The organism is Shouchella rhizosphaerae (genome assembly GCF_900142675.1).
GTDB lineage: Bacteria > Bacillota > Bacilli > Bacillales > Bacillaceae_D > Shouchella > Shouchella rhizosphaerae.
Map to the genome: position 1 here is coordinate 62,778 of NZ_FRBS01000003.1, position 22,477 is coordinate 85,254.

At 45.7% G+C, this 22,477-nt stretch carries 12 protein-coding genes and 1 pseudogene; 1 reads left to right on the forward strand and 12 read right to left on the reverse strand.

Going from position 1 to position 22,477, the window contains the following annotated elements:
* Nucleotides 1–28 precede the first annotated feature (28 nt).
* The 8 genes and pseudogenes from BUC05_RS09425 to BUC05_RS09460 form a co-directional block, all read right to left on the reverse strand.
* Nucleotides 29–1,528 carry an acyl-CoA carboxylase subunit beta gene (locus BUC05_RS09425; RefSeq protein ID WP_011247415.1) on the reverse strand — a complete coding sequence of 500 codons (1,500 nt, stop codon included), beginning with the start codon at nucleotides 1,526–1,528 and terminating at the stop codon, nucleotides 29–31.
* Between the two features lie 61 nt (nucleotides 1,529–1,589).
* Nucleotides 1,590–2,432, reverse strand: a complete 843-nt coding sequence (locus tag BUC05_RS09430) for a dimethylarginine dimethylaminohydrolase family protein (RefSeq protein ID WP_011247416.1) — start codon at nucleotides 2,430–2,432, stop codon at nucleotides 1,590–1,592.
* 279 nt (nucleotides 2,433–2,711) lie between these two features.
* Nucleotides 2,712–2,960 (reverse strand): hypothetical protein, encoded by a 249-nt coding sequence (locus BUC05_RS09435; RefSeq protein ID WP_142237540.1) that lies wholly within the window; start codon nucleotides 2,958–2,960, stop codon nucleotides 2,712–2,714.
* Between the two features lie 263 nt (nucleotides 2,961–3,223).
* On the reverse strand, nucleotides 3,224–3,652 hold the full coding sequence (locus BUC05_RS09440; protein ID WP_011247418.1) for a WapI family immunity protein: 429 nt from the start codon (nucleotides 3,650–3,652) through the stop codon (nucleotides 3,224–3,226).
* 24 nt (nucleotides 3,653–3,676) lie between these two features.
* A pseudogene (locus BUC05_RS09445) lies at nucleotides 3,677–4,216 on the reverse strand (hypothetical protein); the annotation flags it as partial.
* 138 nt (nucleotides 4,217–4,354) lie between these two features.
* Nucleotides 4,355–4,843: a hypothetical protein gene (locus tag BUC05_RS09450; protein ID WP_011247420.1), complete on the reverse strand. Its 489-nt coding sequence runs from the start codon at nucleotides 4,841–4,843 to the stop codon at nucleotides 4,355–4,357.
* Between the two features lie 60 nt (nucleotides 4,844–4,903).
* Nucleotides 4,904–11,917 carry a DNRLRE domain-containing protein gene (locus BUC05_RS09455; protein WP_051881105.1) on the reverse strand — a complete coding sequence of 2,338 codons (7,014 nt, stop codon included), beginning with the start codon at nucleotides 11,915–11,917 and terminating at the stop codon, nucleotides 4,904–4,906.
* Between the two features lie 344 nt (nucleotides 11,918–12,261).
* Nucleotides 12,262–12,558 (reverse strand): IDEAL domain-containing protein, encoded by a 297-nt coding sequence (locus tag BUC05_RS09460; RefSeq protein WP_035201783.1) that lies wholly within the window; start codon nucleotides 12,556–12,558, stop codon nucleotides 12,262–12,264.
* A gap of 167 nt (nucleotides 12,559–12,725) precedes the next feature.
* On the opposite strand from BUC05_RS09460, the gene asnB reads away from it, so the two are divergent.
* Entirely contained in the window at nucleotides 12,726–14,630 is a 1,905-nt protein-coding gene (gene asnB, locus BUC05_RS09465) for an asparagine synthase (glutamine-hydrolyzing) (protein WP_035201785.1), read from the forward strand.
* Between the two features lie 75 nt (nucleotides 14,631–14,705).
* Here the strand turns inward: asnB and BUC05_RS09470 are convergent, their stop codons facing one another.
* The 4 genes from BUC05_RS09470 to BUC05_RS09485 form a co-directional block, all read right to left on the reverse strand.
* On the reverse strand, nucleotides 14,706–15,137 hold the full coding sequence (locus BUC05_RS09470; protein WP_035201787.1) for a chemotaxis protein CheW: 432 nt from the start codon (nucleotides 15,135–15,137) through the stop codon (nucleotides 14,706–14,708).
* A gap of 55 nt (nucleotides 15,138–15,192) precedes the next feature.
* A complete protein-coding gene (locus BUC05_RS09475) occupies nucleotides 15,193–17,139 on the reverse strand; it encodes a chemotaxis protein CheA (protein ID WP_142237541.1) in 1,947 nt (648 codons plus the stop codon).
* A gap of 68 nt (nucleotides 17,140–17,207) precedes the next feature.
* On the reverse strand, nucleotides 17,208–19,799 hold the full coding sequence (locus BUC05_RS09480; protein ID WP_035201789.1) for a UvrD-helicase domain-containing protein: 2,592 nt from the start codon (nucleotides 19,797–19,799) through the stop codon (nucleotides 17,208–17,210).
* Nucleotides 19,765–22,467, reverse strand: a complete 2,703-nt coding sequence (locus BUC05_RS09485; RefSeq protein ID WP_035201791.1) for a PD-(D/E)XK nuclease family protein — start codon at nucleotides 22,465–22,467, stop codon at nucleotides 19,765–19,767. Before BUC05_RS09485 ends, BUC05_RS09480 begins: the two co-directional genes overlap by 35 nt.
* Nucleotides 22,468–22,477: the final 10 nt, after the last annotated feature.

The following is a 22,477-nucleotide window of genomic DNA, read 5'->3' on the forward strand; positions in this document are numbered from 1 at the left end:
ACATACTGAGCGAGTGAAAAAGCATCAATTATAACGGCATGTTGCCATGCTTTTTTTGCCAATTAGCACGTTCATCTTTGCACGCTAAAATCGAAAATGACTCAATTAATCGTTGCCTCGTCTCGTCAGGCTCAATCACATCGTCAATCAGCGCTTCTTTTGCCGCCGAAAAGGGATCAGCGACCTTTTCCCTATAGTTTTCTTCAAATTGTAAAAGCGCTTTGGCCGGGTCATTGCTCGCCTGGATGTCTTTTTGATGAAGGACCGCCGCCGCCCCTGCTGGGCCCATTACTGCAATTTCAGCTCCAGGCCAGGCATAAACAAAATCGGCCCCTAAAGCTTTGCTATTTAAAGCCACATAGGCGCCACCATATGCTTTTCGCACAATCACAGTGATTTTTGGCACGGTTGCTTCGGCAAAGGCATAAATGATTTTAGCGCCATGGCGAATCAATCCGCGGCTCTCCTGCTCCACACCTGGAATAAAGCCACTGACATCTTCAAGAACGAGCAAAGGAATGTGGAAACAATCGCAAAACCGGACAAAACGGGCACACTTATCACTAGCGTCCATGTCAATGCAGCCCGCAAGATGCTTCGGATTATTGGCGACAACACCTACAGGCTGGCCATCTAGGCGAATAAAGGCGGTAATCAAGTTGCGGGCATACCGTTTCGACCATTCAAAAAAAGAATTTTCATCAGCAAGTCCGCAAATAATCGGCACCATATCATACACGGTTTTACTATCGCGGGGCAAATGGGCGCTGACTTTCTCACTCACACGCTTATGGCATGGCTTTTTCGCTCCGTTATTAGGGAGATAACTTAAAAACTGGCGAACAAGCACGAATAACTCCGCTTCTGTTTTTGCGCAAAAGTGGGCAACGCCACTTTTTTCAGAATGCATGCGGGCACCGCCTAAGTCTTCCATTTTCACTTCTGCCCCTGTCGCTGCTTTAAGCACCTTTGGGCCAGTAATCACCATTTGGCTCATTTGGTCGACCATAAAGATTGCATCAGTCAACGCCGGAGAGTAGACGGCCCCGCCTGCACATGGCCCTAGCATAACTGAAAGCTGGGGGATGGCGCCTGAATAGCGAACATTTCGCTTAAAAATGTCTCCGTAGCCAGCAAGCGCTTTTGCCCCTTCTTGGATTCTGGCCCCTCCTGAATCGATCAGGGCAATGAGCGGTGCTTGCATGTCGTAGGCCAAGTCCATAATCGCACATATTTTTTTGGCATGCATCGCCCCAAGCGACCCGCCGCTGACCGTGAAATCCTGTGCATAGACACATACAAGGCGACCGGAGATTGTCCCATAACCGACAATGACGCCATCGCCTGCCTCACCCCCAGATCCGCTGGCAAAAGCAAGATGCTCAGTAAAGCTCTCACGGTCTAGTAACATGCCAATCCGTTCTCTTGCGGTTTGTTTTCCAGCTTGTTTCTGAGCTTGCTGTTTTTTTGTCCCACCGCCAGATGCAAGCCTTGCTCGTTCAGCGGCTAACCGTTTATTTCGCTCCATCTGCTAAAACGCGCCTCCTATCATTCTGTCGTAATATAACCAGAAGACGCAGATTTATACGTTAATTCGAGCGAACTAACGGCATCGTCACGCAGCGGAACGAACCGCCAGACTTAATAATTTCGGAGAAGTCGACTTCAATAATCGTAAACCCGTGCGCTTGCAACTGGGCATTGGTGTTTTCATTCATGGGCAGTGCAATCACCCGCTTGTTTCCAATTGAGAGGACATTCACGCCTAAATGGAACTGTTCCTCTTTTGGCACGTCAATTAACGAAAAACGCTGTGCAAGCATGTCGACCGCTTTTTTAGAAAGGGCCTCACGGTAAATGAGCGCCTGCGTCTCAGAAACGGGCTGAAACACACAATCCAAATGCAAGTAGTCTGGATCTAGTGAAACCATTTCGATTCTTTTTTCAGGATGTAGACGGCGCAGCTCCTCAATGCCTTCTTTATTTGTGCGTCCACTTGCCCCTATGTACACTTCATCATTGGCGAGGACCACGTCTCCGCCTTCCACTGTGCCTGCACTTGCTTTTGCAAACGGTTTGCCGATTTTGGTCAAATACTCGCCAAGCACCCTTTCCTCGCCTTTGCGAATCTCTCTGTCCAAACTGGCTACATACAAGGACGTTCCGATGACAAAACCACTGTCCCGCATAAACACTTGCTCCGGCAAATGGTCGTGTGCTGGCACGGAATAAACACGAATGCCTTCTTTCTCCATAGCTGTAACGAGCGCTTGATGTTGTTGGCTCGCTATGTCCCTATTAATATTTTCATCCATGTATTTCCGTTGCGTTCTATTAATCGCCTCCTCAATTGCCATAAACGTCGGTTCGCAGACAACAACTTCCTTTAGGAGGCCATACTCGTTTTCACATTGAATCGGTTTTTTCGCCACAAACAATTGCTCCTTTTCGTTAAAATCGCCTCAACTTTCTTCTACCATTACATATACCCAAAAAGAAAGCAACTAACTGATTGAACTACTTTGCCAACGCCTAAGTATGAGGGCAGACGGTAAAAAGGAGCCGCCCCAAAATCCTTTCAACATTAATAATAAACAAGCTTAGTTCTCTGTTTTTAAACCTTGTTACGTAATGCGTTGGCGACAAAAAATTTCTTTCATTAACATAGGATAAACACCCCGTAAGCATCATAATCAAAAATGATATAGCTCTCACCATTTTTTTGTGTCGACCATCACTTTACCATTACGAAAATAATTAGGTAATTCTTTTTTCGGGTTAAAGACAATGAAACCAAAATCATTTATTTCCACAATAGCCTTTACAAAATCGAAAAACTTAACGTTATTTTTGATCTGTTTATTCTCCAAATTCACTTGAAAAAACTCTTCTTCTATTCCGTTTTCTTTGAATAGCTTGTGTTGATAAGATTGGATTGTTTCCAATAACCAATCCGGCATATAATCATCTGATTCAATAGCTACCCAAATTTCATTAATAGCACTACTCGTTAGTAAATCTAAGAGGGGTTCTATTGTTACTAAACTGTATGATATGGTCCTTATCATTAGACAAGTTGTCTAAAGATTCCTCTGTTAGACCTTTAAAGTGCTTTTTCATCATGTACCTTATCCTTCGCAACACAGATTATATTTTTCTCAAAGAGCGATTACATCGCCGTGGGCGGGGTCAAGCTATAGGAATATGGTGCATCACTCTTTATTTAAGGCAACTTTGAAGGTTTTTTTGTCATTTTCAACTCCTGTTTCAGTTCATCCATGAATTTTCTTAATGTAGTTTCATTAACGTTTATAACGTGACCATCGTTCTCGTTTTCATTTTCTCTGCATACATCAACTACGATTTGAATATTCTCTATCAGCTGATCTTGAATCCGCTGTATATTAACATTTAATAAAGGTTCAATCGTTTCAAAGGAAGTGCTGCTTTGTGTTCCTAATAAAATTAACTCAAGTTGATTTAAAAAAAGTTCATATTCACTCTTAAGTAGTAAAGCCGAAAAATCTCTGAATATAACTTTATTATTTAAACAAAGTTCAAAGTACGATAGGATAAATGGGTCCTCTTCAAAATCAAAATATTTCCTTGGAACAAGTTCTAACTTTATTAATTTATCTTTAATCCTAGCCATACAATCTCCCCTTTCATAACAAATTTATCTTCGTTTCGCCCGGCTTCCTTTTCCGTGCTTATGAAATACTTGTTTAGACCCCTTTGCTCTAGAACTTCCAAAGGCAGTTATTACTCTACCTCTTTTATCCAAAACTACAGTTGCTTTTTTACCAACATATTTTGTCGCTCCATTGCTTTGCTTAATTACTTTTTTAGCATTTCTAACAGCGTCGAGTTTAGCTCTGGCGTTTACTCCTCTTCCACCATTTCTTCCTATAGATTGGTGAATTCCATGCTTTGTATGTCCTTTGATTTTGCTAGATCTTTTCGCAAACCCCAGTACCTTCTTCGCGCCCTTAAACACTTTCCCTGGCCCGAAGTTCGATGCGGCTGCCCAGACAACCCCTTTCCAGCCCTTTCCGGCTTTGTACGCTTTATAGCCATCGTATATAGCAAAACCAGCATTAACCGCTAGCCACACCCAATGCCCATCCGGATCCACCAACATCACCGGGTTGTTGTTCGCATAGCTGTAGCCGTTTTGCGTGAGGATGTCGTCGTCATCGCCTGGGTCTGGATAAAGTAGTACATTAGAAAATGCCCACACTTTCGTGCGGGCTTTAATCTCTTCTTCATTAAAGTCTCTACTTCTATCTTAAACTTTTTAATGCGAATGCTATGTTCTACTTACTCTTAGATGTACCAAAATTCGTAAAAAGAATTAAGAGAAAATAAAAGCACCAGCACCATCGTAATCGAATACATATATTTTTTCGTCCTTACTTGTATCTACTCTCACTTTATCATTCAATAAATAATGAGGTAATTCACCTTTCGGATTAATTACAATAAAAATGAAATCATTCATTCCTGCAAGAACATCTATAAATTCAAAAAAAGATTCACTTTCTTTAATCATTTCTTTCTCTAATCGAACTTGAACATACTGCAATTGACGTTTTTGCTGCTTAAAAAAATGGTAGTCATGATTGTCTGCAACAATCCTTATAAACTCATCCTTCATAATAACAGATAAATCAATACATACGAGGATCTCAACCTCACAATGTCGTTCTAGTAGCTCCATTAATTCTCCACAATTATGAAAGCTGAAATAATACATGTGCTGCATATGTATTATTTCAACCTTTTCTTTTGGTGCACTGTCTAGTGACTCTAATTCAAATACTTCTGGTTCATTATCACCCATTAAAATCCCCTTTCAAAACTGAGTAGGTCAGAGAAAGAATTCTCTCTAACCTACTCTTTTTCACTTCCATTTTATTTTACTTCGTCTTGGGTAAATTACACGGTGCTTTTGTATTTTTTTCCCTTTTCCAAAGTGTACATGAAGAATTTTTCGAGTTGACTCTCTTTTGTTTTCTCGAAATTTATGATAGTCTAATCCAAATTTTCTCCCTTTATTCTTTCCTGATCTTTTTACAACACTTATGAGACTACCACTTCTCTTATATTGACTCGTAATTCTGTAGGGTACTTTCTGCCCAAGCTTGCTTTTTCCAATAAACTTACCAATAGCTTTTATCTTTCCCCCACCAATAGCGCCCAACGCTGCTCCTCCAGCCGTTGCACCAAACAACTTCCACCCTTTAGCCCCTTTCGCTTTCGCGGCTTTATAGGATGAAATTCCTCCAATCACTCCGCCTACAGCGGCCCACACCCAATGCCCATCCGGATCAACCAACATCACCGGGTTGTTGTTCGCATAGCTGTAGCCGTTTTGCGTGAGGATGTCGTCGTCATCGCCTGGATCTGGGTCTAGCGATAAGAACACGCCGTGTTTTGGTTCGTAGTAACGCGCCATCAAGTAGTACATGCCGGTTTCGTGGTCGTATTGGTAGCCGGCGTAGCGGTACGGGTTGTCTTTGACTTCGTCTGCTTCTTCGACGTTCAGCGGGTTGCCCCAGGCGTCGTATTCGTATGTGGCGAGGCGCTTGCCGTCTTTGTCGGTGAGGGCAATCACATCGCCGTGGGCGTTGTAATGGTAATAGTATTTGGCATTGCCCTTTTTCATCGCCACGAGCTGGCCGGACTCGGAATACGTATACGATTTTGTGACTGCTCCGGTGCCGTTTGTTTCGTAGAGGACGTTTAAGCTGTCGCCGTCGTAATGGTAGTTGGTGACAGTGGTGCCGACCGTTTTTTCGATGCGGCGGCCGTCTTCGTCGTAGCGGTAGGTGACAAACGGTTTGTTTTCACCTGTTTTCGTAATCGCTGTGATTTGGTCTGCCGCGTCCCATGTATACGTGTAAGCGCCGTCTGTGAGGCGGTTGCCGCTTTCGTCGTATGTCAGCGTTTCGCTGCCGTAACTTGTAAGTTGATTATATACGTTGTACGTTGCCTTTGTCTCCGTTGTTTGCCCATTTTTTGTCGTTTTGACGGAAATACGGTTGCCAAAACCGTCGTAGGCAAATTCGGTTTTCGTGCCGTCACGGAGCGTTTCGCTTGTGAGTTGGTCGAGCGGCCCGTACGTGTATGTGATTGCTTTGCCTGTGCGGTCTTTGATTTCTGTCCGGTTGCCATTGGCGTCATATGCCATGAATTCTTCAAGCAGCGCTGGGCCGTTTGTCGTGCCGACGGACAGCGTTGTGACAAGACCACGGGGGTCGTACGTAAAGGAGGCGCCTGTGCCGTTGCCGGACGTGTACGTTTTGATGTTTCCTTTTTCATCGTAATCAAAATGGTACGTGGCGTCGCCGTCTTTCATACGGATATTTTCGTCTTTTTTGTTGTATTCGTATGTGTTTGTTTGTGTGAATGAGCCGTGCGTCAACGTAAATTGGTTGAGCTTGTCGGACGTATCCGAGTAGGTCCATTCTTGCTTGCCGCCACGGTCAGTGAGCGTAACCATCCGGTCTTTTTTGTCGAATGTCCGTGTTTTTGTTTGCCCTGCTTTTACGTCTTTCACCGTCAGCTCGTTGCCGTTTTTGTCATACGTAAAGCGGTATGCGAGCTCGCCATTATAGCTTTTCGTCGCCATCCGGTCGGTGCCGTCATACGTCATTTCTGTTGTATGGCCGTTTGCTGTCGTCGTTTTGGTGAGATTGCTGTTGGCATCGTATTGGTTGGAAACGACATCGCCTAACGGGCCAACCGTTTTCATCAATTTTCCGGCAGCGTCGTATTCATACGTGAATGTTTGCGCTTGGCCAGAAGGGGGAGCAATCGATTTTGACAGCATGTTGCCGTTTTTATCGTACGTATACGAAATCGTCGTGCCGTTGTCTAGTTTTAGCTGCTTCAGCTGGTTGGCAAGATCATACGTGTAGTACTTCTTTTTCCCAAGGGCATCGGTTGATTCGATCTCATTGCCGTAATCGTCATAAACGCTTGTCGTTACATAGCCTAGCTCGTCTTCGACTTTGGTAACGTAGTTGCCTTTATCGTCGTACGTTTGCTTTTTGACGACCGACCCTTCCAGCAGACGGATGTCATCAAACCAAGCGGTGCCACTGCCTTGGAAAAAGAATGACACATCGATTTTCGTAATCGGTTTGCTTTTCGTGATCTTCAGATTCGCCCGGTTCCAATCCTGCGTGCCTTCTGGGAATGTGGCTGGGCCAAAGTCGGCTGTCGATCCGTCCGTGTAATACACTTTCGCTTTTAGGCCATAGTTGCTTGACTTAACGTTATCGGCTTTTGATAAACCGGTAAGGGTAACATCGATTGGCGCTTCGCTGGCTGCTTGGTTGAGCGTCACCGTTTGTTTGTATTCGCTTGCCCCTTGGCTTGCCGTTTTCGTGATCTTCAAGGATTTTCCATCGTCAAAGCCATCGTTGTCAATCGTGCCGCCAGAGCCGCTCCACCCTGTCGCTCCGTTTAAAAAGCTGGAATTGGCGATCGGGTTAAAGCTTGACGAGACTTCAGCCCGCTCAAGCTGGGCCTGGTCAAACCAAGCAGTCCCTGTTCCATCAGGCTTCGTGCTTTCCAGCTCCAAGTAGACACGAATTTTCGCCGTATTGGCTGGCGTTGTAAAGGTCAGCTGACGCTCCACCCACTCTTGTTTTCCCGATAAATGGCTGTAGCGGTTGTCTACCCACTTGATTCGCTTGCCAGTGGAATCGAGGATTTCGACATTGAGAAATGCCCGGGCACCGCTTGTATCGGTTTTAATGAGCGAGCTAAATGTGTACGACACATTTGGAAGGGCCTCGACCACTTGTGTCGCCGCTTGATAAACAGTGCCTGTTGATTGGGACTGAAGCGTCATTTTCAACGAATGAGGCCCGGCTAGTTTACCTGGTGATTGTTTATCCGTTCCGAATGCACCATTCGCACCTTTGTCGATCCGCGTCCAACTTGTTGTGCCATTTTCAAATTGCCCATTGGCCAGCACATTTGCGGCAGTGGCCAATTCATAGCTTTCTTCGGTCAAGTTTCCATTTTTGGCATATTTCGATGCCGATGCCGTTTTGCCGCTTTGGTCGGTTTCCGATACCGGGTCAAGCCCATCATAAGCGATCGTGACTTCGTCGCCTTCTGTGTCCACCATGGAAATGACATCATGGTTATCGTTATAGGTATACGTCTCTGTCCCGTAATCGTCCACTGCTTTCACAATATTGCCGTCTTTGTCGTACTGGAACGACTCGGTTGGCTTGCCGCTGCCGACGTCATTCGGGTCCGTCGTTTCCGTCAAGTTATTGCCTTCGTACTTGAATTCGGTTGTCAGTTTAAGGCCATCGACATCTTCGACATAGCGGATCGGATTGCCCGCTGCATTATACGTATACGATAATTTGCGATTGTTCGGCTGCGTGAACAACAATTGCCGCTTTTGCAAGTCATACGAAAGTGTATATGCTTCATTGCGTGGGTTGATTGCTTCTTTTAGCATGTCGCCGTTGTAAAGAAAGCGGTTGACGACTGGTTTTTCGTCTGTGTGCGTTGGCTCATAGACGGCTGTAAGCTTTCCGCTTTCATCGTATTCATACGTAGTGACGGCGCCGTCGAAGTCACTATAGCTGACAAGGCGGCCTTTGTCATAGCGGTAAACAAGCTTACGGGAACCAGGCGCATGGGCCGTTTTTACCGTTCCATCGGCATTGTAGTCAAAGCTCACTTGCCGGCCTGACGCATCCTCTATCGCTTTTAAGCGGTTTTCCTCGTACGTATACGTTGTTTCATTGTTATGACCGTCGACCAGCTTTACGAGCTTGCCTGTCGTCTTGGAAAAATGCGCTTTCGTTTGCTCTTTTGTCGTTAAAATCAGGGCGTCGCTTGTCTCTTCTAACTCTAAATACACGCCTGTAGGCGGCTTGTACGTGCCGTCTCCTTGTTTCGTAAAGACATGGAGCGTACCGTCGTCATCGACAAACAGCGCTTGGTTGCCCGATTGCTTTAACGTCATTTCGCTGTCTGCATGCCAGCCATAGCCAAACATGCCGCTCGTTGGCGCCAAGCTATTGTAAGTGCGGGTGAAGCCAAGTCCAGGGCCGCGCCCGTCAATCGACAAATCGTCTTCTGAGACAATTAAATTGCCCGTCGCTGCATTGACTTTGCCATAAGGGACTGTCAAAATCGACCAGTAGTCTTCCTCGCCGAAAAGTTCAGTTGGTTGGCTAATCGACGGTTTAAAGTCTGGCGATTGGATCGTTTCGCCGTCCTTGTTATAAGCCGTCAGTCGAATAAAATACGTTTTCGCGCTGGCATTGCCGCCGGCATTTTTGTAAACAGGCGATGGGTCAACAGCCAATTCATTCCCTTTGCCGTTCGTATAAAGCGCCGATTTTCCCGCGGCAATATCCGCCGCCGTTGGCCAAATCCCTTTTCCTTGCGTCGTCCAGTGCGTTGTATCGCCAACATCAAAACTGGTGTACGTCTTTCCATTGGAAATCCACACTTTATAGCCAGATGCGTTCTCAATTTCTTCCCAATCGAGCATGATGTAACCAGTGTTTTCTGACTTCATGTTCGTGTAAGCAACGCCGTTTGGCGCTTTTGGTTTAGCCAGGTCGGGAATATAAGGAAGCGCGCTGGCAGACCGTACTGTTTCGCCATGCTTGTTGTATGCTTGGATTTTAAAATTAAAATCTTTGGCGTTTGGATAGTTCCCGCCAGAATTTTTATAAACAGGCGATGGGTCGATCGGCAATTCTGCTCCTGCGTTGTCTGATAGATGCAAGTTGAATTTGCCAGCTTTGATTTCCGCTGCCGTCGGCCACACTTTCTTTCCTTTCGTAGTGTAGGAAGTCACATTGCCGACGTCAATACTTTCATAATTTTTGCCGTTATACATATATAGCTTGTAGCCGCTGGCACCGCTGACCGCTGGCCAATTTAAATCAATGTAGCCAGTGCCGTTACCGTTACTGTAGCTTTTAGCCGTTGGCCTGTCCGGTTTTTTCAAATTTGGAATGGTTGGCTTATGCTCAGCCGACATCGCGCTCTCGCCTTGTCCGTATACGGCGCTGACACGGAACCAGTAATTTTTGCTGTTTGGAAAATTGCCGCCTGAGTTTTTGTAAACGGGAGAGGGGTCAACGGCCAACTCCGCTCCTTTGCCATTTGTGTATAGCTTAAATTTCCCAGCAGCAATATCGCTTGCCGTCGGCCAAAGCTTTTTCCCTTCCGTCGACCAGCTTGTCACATTGCCAACGTCAAATCCTTGATAGTCCTTACCGTTATATACCCACACTTTATAGCCCGTTGCCCCAGGCATTTTTTTCCAACTTAAGTTAACATGGCCGGTGCCATCGCCGTTTGTATATGTTTTCGACGTAGGGGCAGCTGGCGCTGGAATCGTATAAGTGATGCTCAAGTATGGTTTCTTTGATGTATTTGTGGTCGAAATCACTTTTTTCCAATACTCTTTGCCATTTCCGTTTGTATGCAATTTAAAGCCAAAGTTCTTTTTCGAGCCATCTAGCCATGCTTTGACTGTGCTTGTCACATCAAAGCTAGCCGGTTTATTACGGCCGACATCGACTTTGCCAATATTGGTCGATCCCGGTTTATTGTTCCAGTTAAGTGATCCTGGCTGCCAATCGCTGTTCACTGTATCAAGCCATAGCCCATTGGGGTTATCGCCATAGTAGTGGTGAATAACATGGACATTCAATGTTGCTTTCGTCACCGTCATATGTTTGACTGGATCGATGCTTTGTTTTAAAAAACCATAGGTCGTCCCTGTTGTGCTATCGTATTTGCCGACTTTCAATACATGGGCATTCTGCGATGAATCCCACTTGCTGCTGGCGGAGCTATAATTGGTCGTCGGATAAGCGCTCATTACAAACGCATCAGCGCTCACATTGACAGAAGTTGTTGGGTCAATATAAACCGGGTACACGCGTTCCTCGTCTGCGAGCCAGTCTTTGTCTGCGTCAATCGTCAGCTCGTAACCGCCATCAATCGCTTCCAGTTTGTAGGACACGGCGTCTGATTCTGCTGTTTCTCCTTTGGCATCGTCATAATTGGAGTCAGCCATAAATGGTTTAGGCAGCTCAAAAGCTGCTTCTCCGTTTTCGTCACTAAACGTGATCGAACCATCTTCGTTTTCTTGAGCATCTAATTCAGTCTCAATCTTATAGTTGAAAATATGAACTCCATTGTACGTTTGTAAGACAAGATCTTCTTTTGTACTTTGGTTAAAGGTAAAATGGCGTAAATCAATATCAGGAAAAACATTGGAGTAGGTAATCTCATTTTCGCCAAAAACAGCCTGTTGATCTCTGGCCACAATTTGTTCACCGTTTTCATCTTCTGCGGTTAGCAGCGAAAATGTAAGTGTATGACCATGCCGGGTATAAGACGCATATTCTCCGTCTTCCATTGTTGACTTGAAGTTGGAGGTGAGGTCTGTATTTTCAGTGGCAATTTCTCCCGACGACCCCTGTTCCAAATCGCTTGAAATGTCTTGCCATTCCCCTGACTGTTCATCAAGCGTATGGATCGGCTCGAAATACACTTCTTGCGTATACGTGCCATCGTCGTTTATGAAAAGTTTTGTATTTTCCGTCCGCTCTTCTGTTACTTCCTCTAGGGGTGCAGGGTCATCCTCTTCCTCCCATTCAGAATCTTCATAAACTGAATGTTCGCCTGCTAGAAAATCAGGCTCGATGTTCTCATAAAGAAGAGGTGTCTCTTCGTCTTCTTCATCAGTTTCCTCTTCTCCCGCCTCTTCATGAGGGTCTCCAATTTCCGCTTCCCCTGCCTCAGAAGGCTGCTTGCTTTGTTCAGCAATGGCTTGCAACGGCATGCTGCTAAACACAAGCAAAAACACGAGAAGCAAGGAAACAGACTTTTGTATTGATTGTTTCATCCTCATCCCTTCTTTCATTTTCCTTATTATGTCATAATTTAACATATTATTATGACAAATTTATGATACTAAAAGGGATAGAATCTAACAATCTATTTTGTTCGACAATTCTCTGCATTTGTTCGACAATTTTTTTTATAAAAGGCATAAAAAAACGGCCTACCTGCTTGAGGTTGCCGAAATAGTTGGCAACCTCGCTCAGACTGACCTGAAGCCTTTTCATTCTTTTTTAGCTAATGTACAACGGTCTCATTAGAAAATGGGCTTTTCACAAGGGAATAAGCAGTTCACCGCAGTCTCGCTTGCCTGTACTAGAGCCGTTCCCGCACCTGCTCCGTCTTTCGCTACTGGAACGTCAGATGGAGCCTGAAGCCATTTTCATGCAGTGTACGCCCGCCTTTATAGCGGTCCCTGTGGTCGTTTAATGCTTCTGTTAGTGAATAAAATGCCTGTTCGTCACGTTGCTCCAACGCCTGATCAATTTGTTCTTTTAAATGTTGTTCTCTAAAGTGGTACAAGGAATATTCCAACACCGCTTTCGCATAAAGGGATTGGACAGTTAAATCGGCCCGCAATTCCAAACGGTTAATAATGCTTAATTGCCTGTACACGTCGCCGTCTAGCCTAAATGGCTTTTCCATAAGAATCCCCCTCCTGCTTCAAAATTGGGTTTATGTGTTTATACCCTAAACCATGAAAATGAAACATTGTCCTACGTTATTAGTCGACTGTTACCCTTTTAGCAAAAAATTGACTTTTATATTTAATTGGAGTAAGATTAGTTCACCAAAAAACTGGAGGAAACATTATGTGTGGTTTTGTCGGCGATCTGCTTATTCGAAATGGCAGCCATTTGCCTGATCATTTGTGGATTCAAACGCTAGAAGCAATTCATCACCGTGGCCCTGACAGCACCGGTACTTATAAAGATGAAACAGTCCGTTTTGGATTTAAACGTTTAAGCATTATTGATTTAGAGCACGGCGACCAGCCCCTTGCATATAGCAAAGGGCGTTACCATATTGTTTTTAATGGCGAAATATATAATTACATCGAGCTGCGTTCTCAATTAATTCAACGCGGTTACACATTTCGAACCGATTCTGATACCGAAGTACTCCTCGCTCTTTATGCAGCAGATGGCAAAAATGCGGTTAAACAATTACGGGGAATGTATGCGTTTGCGATTTGGGACAAGCACAAAAAGGAATTGTTTTGTGCGCGTGACCGTTTTGGCATTAAGCCGTTTTACTATCTGAAAACAGACGAACGTTTTTTCTTTGCCTCTGAACAAAAATCAATCATGCCATTGCTTGAGCAAATCTCGATTGAGCAAGAAGCGCTCCAACATTACGCCACCTTTCAGTTTGTTCCCGAACCTAACACGCTGACTAAAGGCATTCATAAGCTACTGCCAGGACATACATTAACGGTCAATGCAGACTTTTGTGTGCAAATTGAAGCATATGCTGAACGGACTTTTCAGCCTAGATCGGGGCCGACGGTCACAGAGCTTGCCAACCAAACACGAAAATTGTTAACAGACTCTGTCGAAAAACATATGCGCTCTGATGTCCCAGTTGGGGCATTTTTATCAAGCGGCATTGATTCGACTTCGATTGCTGCCTTAGCACAACAAGTGCACCCTAACCTATTGACTTTTACGGTTGGTTTCGAGACAGAGGGCTATAGCGAAATTGCCGTCGCAAAAGAAACAGCAAAAGCATTAGGCGTCAAAAATATTCATAAAGTCATATCTGCTGATGAATTTATTCAAGAACTGCCTAACATCGTGTGGCATATGGACGAGCCTGTTGCAGACCCAGCAGCAGTTCCCCTTTATTTCGTCGCCCAAGAAGCAAGCAAACATGTAAAGGTGGTTTTGTCAGGAGAAGGCGCTGACGAATTGTTCGGAGGGTACAACATTTACCGGGAACCTCTTGACCTTGCCTGGTTCAAAAAGTTGCCGCCTACGTTTCACGCTGGCTTAAAGCGGGTTGTTGCCCATATGCCGTCTAAGCTGAAGGGACGAAACTACATTATACGGGGAACGACTCCCCTCAACGAGCGGTACATTGGCAATGCCTTTATTTTTTCTGAAAAAGAAAAAACACAGTTGTTCCGCGACTATGATCGAACCAAACCTTACACCAATGTAACAGCGCCACTGTACGAACAGGCAAAAGGCATGGATGAATCGACAATTATGCAATTTGTCGATATGCATACGTGGCTTCCTGGCGACATCCTTGTGAAGGCTGACCGAATGACAATGGCACATTCGATTGAATTAAGAGTCCCTTTTCTCGATAAAAATGTATTTGCATTTGCGAGAATGCTTGGCCAGGATATGAAACTTTCCCATAAGACAACTAAATTTGTGCTCCGGCAAGCCATGAAGGACCTTATTCCGGCAAATATTGTGCCCCGTAAAAAATTAGGTTTTCCAGTGCCGATTCGCGTATGGCTCAAAAACGAACTGTACGATTGGGCTAAGCAGCTTATCGAGTCAAGCAATACAGAAGACGTGTTTCATAAGCCTTTTTTGCTGCAAATGCTGCAAGCACACCGGGACGGCCACGGCGATTATAGCCGCCGTTTATGGACAGTCCTTACGTATATGATGTGGCATGACATCCACGTTGCCAAGCGACTGATTAGCACACATCAGCAGAAAGACGCTGAGCGCTGTAAAACGCTGGCCCATTTTTAAACATTGCAAGGAGGGCAGTTAAACATCGGTTTAATTGCCCTCTTCGTATCCATATATGCCTAACTAGCAAGTAGTTTATTGTTTCTGGACTTGATGTTCAATCTCTTTTGCCAACTGGGCCCCATCGAGAATGGTTACAAGCGTCCCCTCCACGTGGCTTATCCCCTTTTTATAAGGGGCATCAGACAGCTCTTCAATCGAAGCAAGATCGATTTCCCAAATGTCGCTCGCTTCATTGACGGCCAGGACAAATGATCCAAGTGTTTCCGCACACACAAGCAAGCGGCACGCTTCGGTCACTTCCATTTTTTTTCGATATAGCAAATAACGTAGATCAACTACCGGCAGCAGGGAGCCGCGAATATTAACGACCCCCATTATGGCAGGGTCCGCATTTGGGACAATACGAATGCCGTCAAGGAGCTCTATTGAAGAAAGGTGCAAAATATCAATGCCATACCATTCCTCTCCTACGGCAAATACGGTAAATTGTTTCGTATGTTCCACGATCGTTTCCCCCCTTTCTCTAAAGCAAGGCTATTTTCATTCATAGTTGAAGCGATTAATTGTTAAAAAACAGCGCAATGTCGACAATCAATGCAATCGTGCCATCCCCAAGAATCGTTCCGCCTGAGATTCCTTTTGTCCCTTTCAGCAATGAACCTAGTGGCTTTAGCACAACTTCTTGTTTGCCAATAAAGCGATCAACTTTTACAGCCATTAATGTTTGGTTGCGGTAAAGCATAAGAACGGCAAGCTCTTGCTCGTCTTCCTTTTCTGGCAAGCCAAACTGCTCATTTAATGAGACAAGGGGAACAAGTTGCCCTCGCCATTCAAACAAGCTTTGCCCATCTGCTTGCTTCAACTCGCTTTTTTGCACATAGGCGGTTTCGGCAATATTCGCGATTGGAAAGGCATAAATGTCTGAGCCAAGTTCAACCATCATCGCATCGATAATGGAAACAGTTAATGGGAGCGAAATGGAAAAGCGCGTGCCCTCTCCCTCTTTGGAAGAAACAGCGATTTCACCGCCCATAGCAGAAAACGTGCTTTTGACAACGTCAAGGCCGACTCCACGCCCAGACAAATCCGTCACTTCATTGGCTGTGCTAAAACCAGGGGCAAACAGCAGGTTGTTGATTTCATCACTTGCCATTTTTTCCGCCTCTGCAGCCGTAATCAATTCATTTTCAATCGCTTTTTTCAAGACTTTTTCTTGTTTAATTCCTGCGCCATCATCCTCAATTTCAATGACAACATGGCTGCCGCTATAAAAAGCGCGCAACACGATTAACCCCTCAGGATTCTTTCCGCTTTTTTGGCGGACTGCCGGCTCTTCAATGCCATGATCAATCGAATTGCGCAGCAAATGGAGGAGCGGATCACCGATTTCGTCAATAATGGCCCGGTCTAATTCGGTCGTTTCCCCTTCAATTACAAAACGGATTTGCTTGCCGATTTCTTTTGAGACTTTACGTACCATCCGTGGAAAACGGCTGAAGACTGGCTCTAATGGCATCAGTCGCACAGACAACATTACTTCCTGCAAATGGCTCGTAATGCGGCTTACTTTTTCAAATACATTTGTCAGCTCATCTGTTTGCAATGAATTGGCCACTAGCTCTAGACGGCCCTTTTCCACAACTAGTTCTTCAAACAAGTACATTAACGAATCCAGCTTTTCGACATTGACACGAATCGTTTTCTGCTGCGCTTGCTCCCCTTTTGCACCGGCCCCTTTTTCAGAAGGGGCTTTTGCCGTTTGCGACTTGGCCTTATCCGCCTTCTTCTGCGGCTTATAAGCGGTAACTGTTACTTGTTTCACTTCAGAGATGCCTTCTAGGCGTTTTTTAATGTCTGAATCTGGAAGCGTCGTAGCTGCCGTGAGCGTAAAGCCGCTGGCAAACTTCCCTTCCTCAAGCTCCTCTCTGCTAGGTTCCGTATGAATCAATTCGCCAAACTGTGCGGCTTCACTTGCAACCATAAAAGCGCGCACTCCTTTGAGCGCTGCATTGTCATCGATTTCGACATGGATCACTTGGACAGGGACACCGTCTTGTACAGCTTGATCCATAACGGCGTGTGTGTCTGTGTCGAGACTAGCGGCAACCTCATTGGCACTCTTTCGTTCTTGGCCGAGAAGCTGTGCAAACGTATCCCGCAACCCGTTAGCTTCTTCTAACTCTCCCCCGGTATTCCGTACATGGCTGACGCTTGCTTCAAGATATTCAACTGCATCAAACAGCAAATCGATTTCGCCTGCGCCAGCTTCAATGTTTCCGTCCCTCATGGCATCAAGAAGATTTTCTAATGAATGGGTCAACTCGGCCATGGCATTGAAGCCCATCGTCGCCGACATTCCTTTAAGCGTATGGGCTGAACGAAAGATTTCAGCAATCGCGTCTTTATCAAAAGGATCCTGCTCAAGTTGAAGCAACTTTGCATTCATTGCTTGCAAATGCTCATCTGCCTCTTCTAAAAACATACCTATGTAATCGTATTGAGTCACCTTGCCCACCTCGATAAAAAAGAATACGAGGAGGGACTCTCCTCGTATTCTTTATCGGCTTTCCATCTTTAAATGTTGAGTACGTTTTCGCCACTCTTTACAGATTCAACCCAGTTAATCGCAGACAATGGAGATTGCTCATTCGCTGCTTCAACCATTTCTGCCCACGACCGGCGTTCGGACAAGTCTGCGGCTGCTAACAAGCAATAATCTTTGGCACGAGTAAGAGCGACATAAAATAAACGCTTTGCCTCTTCGAGCGCTTGTTTGCCTCTTTTTTCTTGCGCCTGGAAATAGGCAGGCGTAGAAATGGGATCACGATCGTCTAATTTTAGTTGGAAAACAATGTCCCACTCTTGGTCAAAATAGACCGCATCCGTGTCCGGCCGTCGTTTTTGGTCCATATACGGAAGGCAAACAACTGGAAACTCCAATCCTTTTGAGGCGTGAACGGTCATAATTGTTACGGCCTCTCCCTCCAACTGTTCCACTTCTGCTTCAGGGACATTTTTGCTTGCCGCTATATAGCGGTTCATTTGCAAACATAGCGTTTCTAGATTAGTTGTATTTAATTGTGCAAACAAATCAATGAGCTTTTCCACATTGCCGACACGCTGAATGCCGTTCGTATCGCTTAAAACAGCATAACGCAGGCCAGTTAGCTCAAACAGCTGAAGCAGCCCTTCTTTTACACTTCCTGTAAAAGCAAACGGCAAGAACAAATCGATCCATTCGCCATACTGCTTTAGCGCTTGTTGCAGCCGTGGGTGGTTTGCAAATAAGGAAGGCGCTTCTTCTTTCGCTAAAAAAACGGCTAAGTTTTCATGTTCCTCTTTACAATCGTTCACTGTCAGCAAATCACTTAGTGTCAGCCCAAAGAGGGGGGAACGAAGCAACGCCACCACATAAGCATCCTCGAATGGACGTCTGAGCCAATTAAGCACATTTAAAAAATCAATCACTTCCTGTTTCTCAAAAAAACCCACACCACCGTGCACACGATAAGGAATGCCAGCTTCGGCAAACGCCTGCTCAAGCTCTGGCAAATTTGTACGCGAAGGAAGTAGAACAGCGACATCATTCCATTGAGCTTGGCGAACCTTGCCTTCACCTTCCACTTCAATCATTCCATCCGCTATTGTTTGTTGCAGCAGCGATGCAAACGAGCGAGCTTCGTTGCTTTTTTCAAGTTGATGGAAAGCAGCAAGTGCTTGTTTGTTTGTATGAGGCTTCCTCCCTGCTTTTAGGGGCACATAACTGGTCGCATACGGAAGGGCGTCCTCCCCTCCTGGTGCCATCACATGGGCAAACAATTCATTAACGAGTTCAACAATTTGCGGAGCAGTTCTGTAATTTTCTTGCAGATGAATCAATTCTCCTTCATTTATCTCAGCTGCCTTTTTGGCCATTTCATTCATAATAGCGACATCAGCTCCGCGAAAACGGTAAATCGATTGTTTTTCATCGCCGACAAAAAACAAATGGGCCGGATTGATCGCCTGAACAATTTGCAATTGGACTTGGTTTGTGTCTTGAAATTCATCGACCATAATATGTGTATAAGCAGACTGACAAGCTGCTGCTACTTTTGGTAGTTGTAATAGTGTATACGCTTTTTGTTGCAAGTCGCTAAAGTCAGCGACAAGGCGCTGTGCTTTTAGATCGGCATAGCGTTTGGCAAATGCTTGCAACAGCGTCACAAACGCTTTAAGCAAAGGCAGCCCTCGATCACTGGCGACTTGATTCCTTTCACTCCATTGCTTTTTGAATGGCTTCCAGTTGTGCTCATAAAAAACGTACAGAGACGGCAACGATTCTTGCCATGCTTTTTGGACCCTGCTTGGAAGCGCTTCGTTCATCATCGCAACCGCTTCCTCCTCGTTTGCAGCAAGTTGCAAACTTTGTGCAAGCGTGGTCAGCGACTGTGCATGCTTTTGTTCGGTTTTCGATAACTGAGACAAAGGAGGTAATTCTTTTGCAGCGCGTTTAACCGCCTTGACGATCATCGCCACTTGTTGCTGCTGTTCGCAAATAGCCCCATTGATTTGCTTGTCCCACATATACAGCGGCGAAAAGTGGGAAATGACGTCATCCCCCGCTCGTTGTTCTCGAACCGCATCATGAACCGCCACCAATGAACGCTTCAATGCAAAAAGAGACAGCCCCCGACGGAGTTGGTTCAGTTCATTGGCAAATTGACGCTCTTTGCACAACTGTTCAACAAGCTCCGCTTTTATCATTGCAGCTTCGGTTTCATCAAGAACCGCCAGTTCCCCATTTTCTTCAACGTATCGGCTATAACGGCTAAGCAGTTGCCGGCAAAAACGATGAAACGTTGCAATCATTGCCGTCTCTACTTCTTCTTGCTGTGCAAGCCAAAAGCGTTTTTCTTCCCTATTTCCTGCCGCTTCCGCCTTTTCGCCCATCCGGCTTGCAAGGCGCTCTTTCATTTCTCTCGCAGCCTTTTCAGTAAAAGTGATGGCGGCAATTTCATTAATAGGAGCGCCATAATTTGAGTCCTTGTCATGAAAATGTTCGTCGATAACGGAGACGATCTTCTCCGTTAGCACCCTGGTTTTGCCAGAACCAGCTCCAGCAGCAACGACGACAAGGGGCTGTTTCGACTCAATTGCTTGCTTTTGTGCGCTGTTGAATTGCATGCTGAGCCTCCCTTTTTTGTTCTTCCGTCACTCGGCAAATCGCTTTATAAGGGCAGCTGGCCGCGCAATCAAGGGGGGCAACGGGCATGTTTGTCTGCATTCCTTCCCACAGTTCTTGAAGACGCTCATGGATGTGCCATTTTTCCATAAAAGCCTCTTCTCCTAAAGCGTCCTCTTTATTGCGGCATTGAGCACTGACGCCAAAGATCGATTGCTTGCCAACATGCTCTGGCTTCCAAACCCCGTTCCCTGCCCGTTTTCCTGGATCAAGCAAAGAAATATATGTAGCCCCAGCTACTGGCGATTGCTTACCAATGATATACGAATACATAGGAAGCTGGAGTTTTGTGCCGTGTGAGGCTTCCTCCAGTTTCAATGCCGCCTTGCCAGTCTTGTAATCATAGAGTACCTTTTCACCGTTTGCGACATCGACCCTGTCGATTTTTCCAGTCACTTTTAGTTTCGTTGTGCCCAACGGAAAGTTTTCAAGAACAATAGGCACTTCCAGCCCTTCAATGTAAGCATCCGCCAACTCCTTCCGATCCCAAAACCGCGCCCGCTCTGCTTCCCACCAAAGACGAAGCTTGTTGGCCCACCATGTTTCTTCCTGTTCAAGCTCGAAACGATTCATATATGGGACAAATGGCACAATATCCTCATTAAAGCGGCGGCGCCATTCTGATTCAAGCCAATGAGGCACTTCGTCTTTTTCTGCTTCCGAAAGGGTGGAAAAAGGCTTGCCAATGACATTCAATTTATGGCGATACAATGTTTCAATGCATTGGTGAATAAGTGTTCCAATCTTATTTGCCGGAAGCCCTTCGTTTTGAGCTGCTGGCGGCTTGATCCCTAAAAGCCATTCTAGACCATAGCGGAATGGACAGCGCGCATAAGCTTCAAACGCAGTAACGGCAACAGCGGGTTTTGCTTTCTCTTTCGCCTGTTGGGCATCTGAAAGCCATTCTTGCCCTAATTGCAAATGTTGCAGCCTTTTTTGAAAGTGACCGAGTTCACCGCGGTAAGCAGTCCCATCTTTGCGTGAATATGTGCCGATTCCGTTGTTCAACCTATCTTGGTAATTCCAGAAACCAACTAGTTGGAAGTCGAGTAGAAATGGAGAAGGTAGCGCTGGACTGTCTCGGTCAAGACCGCACACATAGCTGGCATATACGTCCATGCCGCTGTTGATGAGCTGTTGGAATTGCAACGCTTGGACGGAACGTGTACGGGATGTCAATGGCACCCCCCGTTTGTTAATCTCCGTTAAATCACTTTCTTGGAAATAACCTAGCAGTGAATAAGGATGTGGAAACGTACCTAAAGCAAGCCCGGCAACATAGACGGTCGACCCTTGAAAGGCAGCGACATCCGCCCACGAGAGGACGGAAATTCCCTCTTTCGGTTTTGGCTCCTCGCCAATGACAAGTGTTTGCGCAAATGTCTGGAACCATTGGCGAAACCCATCTTCCGTTGTTTCCACTTTTGCATAGGAGATGCCGTCCAGGGCCAAAAGCGCTTGTTTTACTGTGGGGGCATACGGGATATCCGTTCGCTCTTCCATTTTGGTTAGCATGTCAACGAGCAACGCAGCTTTTTCTGCTATCGTGTTCCCTTCGGCAAGGGGGCTTTTGCCGATTTGGTTCAGAAAAAAGTCAACCTCGCTGTCACCAGTGCCATAACCAGCGTACAAAGCCTGCTTCGCTCTTAAGCAACGACGCCCAGTAATGCCAAGCACAGCAAAGAGGGAATCAACTGCCCCCAGTCGCGCTTCTTTTGAAGGCAAAGGGGTGAGCAGCGCTTCTTTGACCCATAGATAGAAAGGGGTGTCCGCCAAATAACTACGGTTGCTAGCGGCAATAGGCAGTCCTTCCTGCTTCGCCTTTGCCATAAAAGCGGCACGCGCGTCTGATTTCGTAAACAGCACAGCGATGTTGGACAGCGGCGTATTGCTTGTAAGAATATGTTCAATCAAACCAATGTGCTCTTCTTCCTCGGTCACCGCTTTATACAGAGACAAACACCCTGTTTGACCATCCGTGACTGGCTGTCTGTCAACATCCTCCACCGTAAAGCCAATCTTCACTAACTCCGATATCGCAGCTTTCGCCTCTCGATTAAGGTAGATGGTCAGCCCCACGCCCTCTTTAACCATTCGCTCTAGTGCCTCTAGCTGATTGACAGAGAAATCATGAAACCCTTCGACTACAATGTCATCATAAGGCAAAGACGCTGGTTTTCGAGCAAAGGCGTTGTAGTCATCTTCAATTGTCTTCCACCGTCTCTTTTCTTCTATAGCCTTGATCTTTGCAAATTCAGGTTTTAAAAAGCGTAAACTGTCAGGTAGTCGGCATTCGCCAAAACGCTTATATTGCAAATAACTATTTATGATTTGCTCGTTTTTTCTTCCAGTCGCATTCGCTTCGTTTGCCATCGCCCACTTCCATTCGTGGTGAACTAGCTCCATATCGTTTACTCGTTGCTGGCACTTGCGGATAAACGAGTCAAATGTTAAGCAGCGAAGTTCTGGCGCCACCAACCGGATTTGCTCCACCCAATACGTCGTCGGCACAATACAACAACCGGTCTCCCGTTGTGTACGTGCCCATTCCCCGTAGCGCTTTGGCGAGAACGGTTGCCACCCACTGACCGCCCTAATATGCGCCTTCATCATTCATCCC